Below are 6416 nucleotides of genomic sequence, written 5' to 3'. Positions count from 1 at the left end.
TGAGCTATGGCCCCCAACGGCTGCGTATATTAAGGATCCGACCCCGGGGCGTCAACCACTTATCCGGTTTTTTTTCAGATTATTCGACTTCCCTGTCAAAAGCGCTCAATTCCCGACCAGATCGGTTACTCGGCAAACAATCCGGCGTAGTCCTTCTCCACTTTTTTGGTCTCCTTCTTGGAGAAACCACCCAGCACCTCAAGAGCATGGCGCAAACGGGAGCGGGTCATGTCCGGTCCCAGCAGCGCCATGGAGTCCATCACCGACCAGGAGTTGGGAGTACCGGCCACCGCCACAAAGATGGAAAACATGAAATCCCCCAGCTTCAGATCCATGGCTTTGGCCAGCGCCTTGATGTCGGCAAAGATCGTGTCCTTGCTCCAATGGCGCTGTGCCTCGAGGCGCCACAGGGTGAACTGCAACACCCGTTTGATCTGATCGTCGGTCAGCTTGTTATGGGCGAAGCTTTCGGGGCTCAGGTTGAGCATGCCGGAGAACATGAATGCCGCCATCGGGGCCACATCGGAAAACACCTCTGTGCGGCCTTTGACGTGCGGCACCAGAGCCCGCAACGCGTCTTCGTTGAACCACCACTGCTGCAGGCGAGCCATGAACTGCTCGTCGCTCACCTCTTCCCGCAACCAGAGCCCGTTCAGCCAGCGCAGCTTTTCCACATCAAACACGGGTCCGCCCAGAGACACCCGCTGAATATCAAAATGTTCGATCATTTCTGTCAGGGTGAACTTCTCGCGCTCATCCGGCATCGACCAGCCCATGCGGCCCAGATAGTTGGTAACCGCCTCCGGCAGAAACCCCATACGCTCATAGAAGGTGATGCTGGTGGGGTTCTTGCGCTTCGACAGCTTGCTCTTGTCCGGGTTGCGCAGCAGCGGCAGGTGACACAGCACCGGCATATCCCAGCCGAAATACTTGTAGAGCAACTGGTGCTTGGGCGCCGAGTTGATCCATTCCTCGCCCCGCAGAACGTGGGTAATGGCCATCAGGTGATCGTCCACCACATTGGCCAGATGATAGGTGGGCATACCGTCTGACTTCAGCAGAATCTGGCAATCCACCTGGGACCAGTCAATTTCGATGGTGCCACGGAGCATGTCGTCAATCAGACACACGCCCTCATCCGGCACCTTCATGCGGATCACATAAGGTTCCCCGGCCGCCAGACGCCGCTGGACCTCATCCGCCGGCAGCTCCAGATCACCCTTGATGCCCGGATTCAGTCCCTGCGCCTTGCGCTCTTCACGGATCGACTCCAGCTCTTCCGGTGTACGGAAGCAATAAAAGGCATGACCTTTTTCAACCAGCTCCATGGCGTACTGGCCATAGGAGTCCCTGCGCTCAGACTGACGGTAGGGGCCATATGGACCGCCCACATCCGGACCCTCGTCCCAGTCAAGTCCCAGCCAGCGTAAAGCTCGCAAAATGTCCTGCTCTGACTCCCCAGTACTGCGAGCCTGATCAGTGTCTTCAATCCGTAAAATAAACTGGCCGCCATGCTGACGAGCGAAGCAGAGGTTGAACAGAGCAACAAACGCGGTGCCTACGTGAGGGTCACCGGTGGGTGACGGTGCGATTCGGGTACGTACGGTCATGAATCATTCCTGCCTGGCGCAGTGAGTGGAGTAACAACAAATCCGGGGCGCCATTATACCGGCCCGCACCTGAAATCCCATGGACAGAAGTGGATAACCTCCGGTGGATCCACCACATCGGCCATGAGACCTTTGCACAGGGCGATAATTGTAATATTATAACGTTTCTGATTTTCCTCCATCACCCGCTGATAACGGAATCCACACACCATGCGAGTCCAGCGCCCTGCCCGGTTCAACCTGCACCCTGCCACCAAATTTCTACTGTCCGCCCTGCTGCTTAGCCTGCCTATGGCACCGCCACGCCTGCGGTCGTTGCATCTATCAAGCCGGTGGAGTTACTGGTGAAAGCCGTGGCGGGAGACCAGGTCACCGTATCCACGCTGGTGCCGGATGGCGCCAGCCCTCACACCTATCAGTTACGCCCCTCCGAGAGAGCAAGACTGGAGCAGGCTGCACAGGTGTTCTGGATCGGGCCCGACATGGAAACCTTTCTGATCCGGTTGCTGGGGGGACAGGATCTCGCCAAGCGCACGGTCAGACTGGCCCCGGACGATTCGGCGGAGACGCCATCCGGTGATGCTCCATCCGGTGGCCATGGCCACGATCATGACAACGGACATGACGACCGGCACCATGATGATCAGAAGCATGATGACGGTCATGCCGCTGGTCACGGGCACCAGCCGCAACCTGAAGATTCCCACGGTCATGACCATGATGGCAAAGACCCTCACCTCTGGGTCGACCCCGAACTGGGACTCGCCATGGCGCAGACCATTGCGGATGCCCTGGGTGGACTTGAGGGTGTTGATCAGGCGCAGATTCAACGCAACCTGGCTACGTTCAGGCAGGCCCTGAGAGCGGCTGAGACGGACATTCGCCAGCAACTGGCGCAGGCTCACTCGGTGGATCTGTTCACCTACCACGATGCTTTTGGACGCTTTGTCGAGCATTTTGGTCTGAAGCTTGCCGGAGTGCTGACGCCGAGCCCGGAGCGAACCCCCGGCGCTCGCCATCTGGCGGAGGTCAGAACCCGACTGGGCGCGGCCAGCAACCCCTGCCTGCTGACCGAACCTCAGTTCAACCGCCAGTGGTGGCTCACCGTGACAGAGGGCATGCACATCCCCACAGGCACCTGGGACCCGCTGGCATCGGGAATCGCCAGCGATGCGGATGGCTACATCCGGTTTCAGTACAGCATGGCAGAGGCGGTGCTAGGCTGCCTGCCAGAGCACGCCCAGAAGTAACGGCAGCGTGATCATTGCCAGTAGGGTCTGACCACTGATGATGGCCGCCATGAGGGGGGCATCGCCTCCCAGCTGGCGCGCCAGGATGTATGACGAGGTGGCGGTCGGCAATGCGGCCAGCAGGATGGCCACCTGCACCAGGCGCCCGTCCATGCCCAGAGCCATGGCCAGCCCCAGAGTCAGTACCGGGAAAATCACCAGCTTGGCCACGGAAGACACCAGAAAGGGCATCGATGCGCTGCGCAAGGCCTTCAGTTGCAGACCCGCGCCCACACACATCAGGCCCAGGGGTAGCGCAAGATCGCTCAGGGGCTCGAGGATGCCCGCCACAACAGGATGAAATCCGATCCGGAAAAAGCTCCAGATAACCCCCACCACCGAACCAATAATAAGCGGATTGGTCACAATGGCCCGGACCAGGGGCTTGAGCCGCAAGGCCCCTTTGCGGCAGGTCAGGGAGAACATCACTATGCACAGCAGGTTGAGCAGGGGCACCTTGATGGCCACCGCCACTGCGATCAGCGAGATGCCCTCATCCCCCAGCAGCATCCCGGCAGCCGCCAGCCCCACATAGCTGTTAAAGCGGATGCCACCCTGGAACACCGACGAATAGATCTCGCCGGGCCAGCGCCAGATCAGCTGAATCATCACCAGCACCAGCGTCATGGCAATCAGCATCACGCCAATCAGCACAAGAATGTCGCCATAGGCGGATGCCGGCAGCCGTGCCTGTCCCAGCTTGTAGATCAGCATGGCGGGGAATAGCGCATAGTAGGTAAAGCGCTCGGCCTGCAGCCAGAAACCTTCCCCGGGGAAGTTCCAGCGGCGGAACAGATGGCCCGCAACGATCAGCACAAACACCGGCACCAAAGCCTGAACCACAACGGACACTGGAGTTTCTCCGGAACAGGATGGAACGGCTATTGGTAAGGCCTACCAATAGCCGCGAGGTTTGAAGCCCTATTAACGACCGGTTTTAAGCTGTTCCCAATAGCGGGTGTAGATCTGCATGGCATCATCACCCACGTCGGCCTGGAATTCGGCGTTCACCATATCGGCCTCTGCCGGATAGCTGGTGCGGTCACTGGCAACCGCCTCATCCAGCATCTTACGAGCCTCGAGATTGGGGGTGGCATAGCCGATTTCCTCGCTGATCATGGCGGAAATCTCCGGCTGCAACACAAAACTGATGAATTTATGAGCAGCATCCGGATTGGGGGCGTTGCGGGGAATCACGAAGCTGTCGAGCCAGACAATCACCCCCTCCTCCGGATAAACATACTCCAGCGCTGGCATATCTTCCCTGCCCATGACCGCCTCACCGTTCCAGATCATACCGACGTCCGCCTCCCCTTCCAGGTAAGGCATCCTCGGTGCATCGGAGTTGAAGGTGCGAACCGAGGGCATCAGCTCGGTCAGCTTCTCATAGGCCTCGCGGATTTCGTCCGGATCCGTACTGTTGCCGGAATAGCCCAGCACCCGCAGGCCGATATGAAACACCTCACGCATATCATTGGTCAGCATGACCCGGCCCTGATACTGCTCATCCCACAGATCTTCCCAGCGGGTGACCTGGCCGGCGTCAATCACATCGCCATTGAACGCCAGTCCGGTCGAGCCCCACAGATAAGGCACACTGAAAGCATTATCCGGGTCGATATCGAGGTTGATCAGATCCGGATCCAGCCGGTCGAAACCCTCAATCTTGCTGTGATCCAGCTCCGCCAGCAGGCCCTCGGCCCGCATCTTGTTGACGTAATAGGTTGAGGGCATCGCCAGATCATACTGGGCTCCTTCACTGAGCAGCTTCAGCCTGGCATACATGGCTTCATTGCTGTCGTAGGTGGTATAGATCACCTGAATACCGGTTTCCTCTTCGAACTGGTCCAGCACTTGCTGGGGCATGTACTCTGACCAGTTGTACAGATTCAGCACTTGCTGCTCGTCCTGGCTACTGCAGCCAGCCAGGGCAACCACAGCCAGACCAGCAATGGCAAATTTCTTCATGGTTTGCTCCTCATCAGAATCCATTGGGAAAGCATAAGCATCATCAGTGAAAACACCAGCAGCAGGGTACCCAGTGCATTCACTTCGGGTTTCAGTCCCACCCGCACCATGGAGTAGATGCGTAATGGCAGAATTTCATAGCCGGGACCGCTGATAAAGGTACTGACCACCACATCGTCCAGGGACAGGGTAAACCCCAGTAACCAGCCCGCCAGCAGCGCCGGCATGATAACCGGCAACAACACCGTGCGGGTCATGGTGAAATCGCTGGCACCCAGATCCCGGGCTGCTTCCGGAAGACGATCATCAAAACCGCTGAGTCGCGCCATCACTGTAATCACCACGAACGGCAGGCAGAAGGTCACGTGAGCCAGCAGCAATGAAACAAAACCCAGGCTCAGGCCCACCATCATGAACAGCCCCAGTAACGAGATGGCCAGGACAATTTCCGGCGACATCATAACGATAAACAGCATGCCCTTCAGGGCTTTCTTGCCACGGAACCGGTAGCGGTGCAGCGCCAGCGCCGTCAGTGCACCAATAATGGTAGACACGGTGGCAGCGGCCAGCGCCAGCCAGAGGGAGTTCCACATGGCCTGCACCATGGCGTGGTTACTGAACAGCGCCTCGTACCATTTGAGACTGAAACCGCCCCACCGATACCCGGTCCTGGCATCGTTGAACGAAAACACCACCAGCACCAGAATCGGCAGGTAGATAAGACTGTAGACAAGGGTGAGGTAGATCCGGGGCAGCCAGCGGCTCATGATCCGCCCTCTTCACCAATACGCCGCTGGCTGAGCCGGTGAGCAAACAGCAGCAGCGCCATGGCAAGGGTCAGCAAGATACTGGCGGCGGCACCAAAGGGCCAGTTGCGGGCATCCAGAAACTGATTCCTGATGACATTGCCCACCAGCAGATTGCGGGAACCACCCAGAATATCGGCTACAAAGAACAGCCCCATGGCCGGCAGCAACACCAGCATGACACCGGCAAGTACTCCCGGCAGCGTCAGCGGCACCACCACATGGACAAAGGTGGGTAATCGCCCGGCACCCAGGTCATGGGAGGCCATCAACAGATCCGTCCGCAAGTCATCGAACACCGAATACAACGGCAGAATCATGAACGGTAGCAGCAGATAAACCAGACCGACGATCACCGCGCCTTCGGTGTAGAGCATCTGCAGGGGCTGATCAATCAGCCCCAGTGACATCAGCCCGCTATTGATCAGGCCATTGCTGGCCAGCATCAGTTTGAGCGCATAGGTCCGGACCAGAGAGTTGGTCCAGAAGGGTACGATCAACAGGAAGATCAGCAACAACTGGTAGCGTTTATCCACCTTGGTGAGCGCCCAGGCAAACGGATAGCCTATTAACAGACACAGCACCGTAGTCACCGACGCCATGTAGAGGGAATGGAAAAACACCTCGACATACAACGGATCAAGCAGGCGCTGATAGTTTTCCAGGGTCAAAGGTAGTGACAGAAAGCTGCCCGGATCCCGGGTCATGAAACTGGCACCAATCACCAGCAGATTGGGCACCAG

Annotated in this window: 6 protein-coding genes; 1 reads left to right on the top strand and 5 read right to left on the bottom strand. The window is 58.2% G+C overall.

Going from position 1 to position 6416, the window contains the following annotated elements:
* Window positions 1–125: 125 nt before the first annotated feature.
* Window positions 126–1610, bottom strand: a complete 1485-nt coding sequence (gene gltX, locus AAC035_RS17275; RefSeq protein ID WP_339806335.1) for a glutamate--tRNA ligase — start codon at window positions 1608–1610, stop codon at window positions 126–128.
* A 323-nt stretch (window positions 1611–1933) separates the two neighbouring features.
* Between gltX and AAC035_RS17270 the strand changes: the two genes are divergently transcribed.
* Complete coding sequence (locus AAC035_RS17270; protein ID WP_339806336.1) at window positions 1934–2860, top strand: zinc ABC transporter substrate-binding protein; 927 nt, start codon at window positions 1934–1936, stop codon at window positions 2858–2860.
* Here AAC035_RS17270 and AAC035_RS17265 read toward each other — a convergent pair.
* From AAC035_RS17265 to potB, 4 genes are all read right to left on the bottom strand, one after another.
* Window positions 2828–3751: an AEC family transporter gene (locus AAC035_RS17265; protein ID WP_339806334.1), complete on the bottom strand. Its 924-nt coding sequence runs from the start codon at window positions 3749–3751 to the stop codon at window positions 2828–2830. The genes AAC035_RS17270 and AAC035_RS17265 overlap by 33 nt on opposite strands.
* 72 nt (window positions 3752–3823) lie before the next feature.
* Complete coding sequence (locus tag AAC035_RS17260) at window positions 3824–4867, bottom strand: extracellular solute-binding protein (protein WP_339806333.1); 1044 nt, start codon at window positions 4865–4867, stop codon at window positions 3824–3826.
* The gene (gene potC / locus AAC035_RS17255) at window positions 4864–5634 is read right to left on the bottom strand and encodes a spermidine/putrescine ABC transporter permease PotC (protein WP_339806332.1); all 771 of its coding nucleotides are present in this window, start codon (window positions 5632–5634) and stop codon (window positions 4864–4866) included. Before potC ends, AAC035_RS17260 begins: the two co-directional genes overlap by 4 nt.
* Window positions 5631–6416: spermidine/putrescine ABC transporter permease PotB (gene potB, locus AAC035_RS17250; protein WP_339806331.1), on the bottom strand; the 786-nt coding region annotated here is incomplete at its 5' end. The genes potC and potB, both read right to left, overlap by 4 nt.

It is taken from the genome of uncultured Marinobacter sp., from assembly GCF_963974375.1.
In the GTDB taxonomy this organism is placed as follows: Bacteria; Pseudomonadota; Gammaproteobacteria; order Pseudomonadales; family Oleiphilaceae; genus Marinobacter.
The sequence above is the reverse complement of the archived record's forward strand: the minus strand, read 5'-3'. Positions and strand labels throughout refer to the sequence as shown.

What these genes read in the sequence shown, in the direction of transcription:
- gltX (WP_339806335.1), bottom strand. Translation starts at nt 1,610, where the DNA reads ATGACCGTACGTACCCGAATCGCACCGTCACCCACCGGTGACCCTCAC.
- AAC035_RS17260 (WP_339806333.1), bottom strand. Translation starts at nt 4,867, where the DNA reads ATGAAGAAATTTGCCATTGCTGGTCTGGCTGTGGTTGCCCTGGCTGGC.
- potC (WP_339806332.1), bottom strand. Translation starts at nt 5,634, where the DNA reads ATGAGCCGCTGGCTGCCCCGGATCTACCTCACCCTTGTCTACAGTCTT.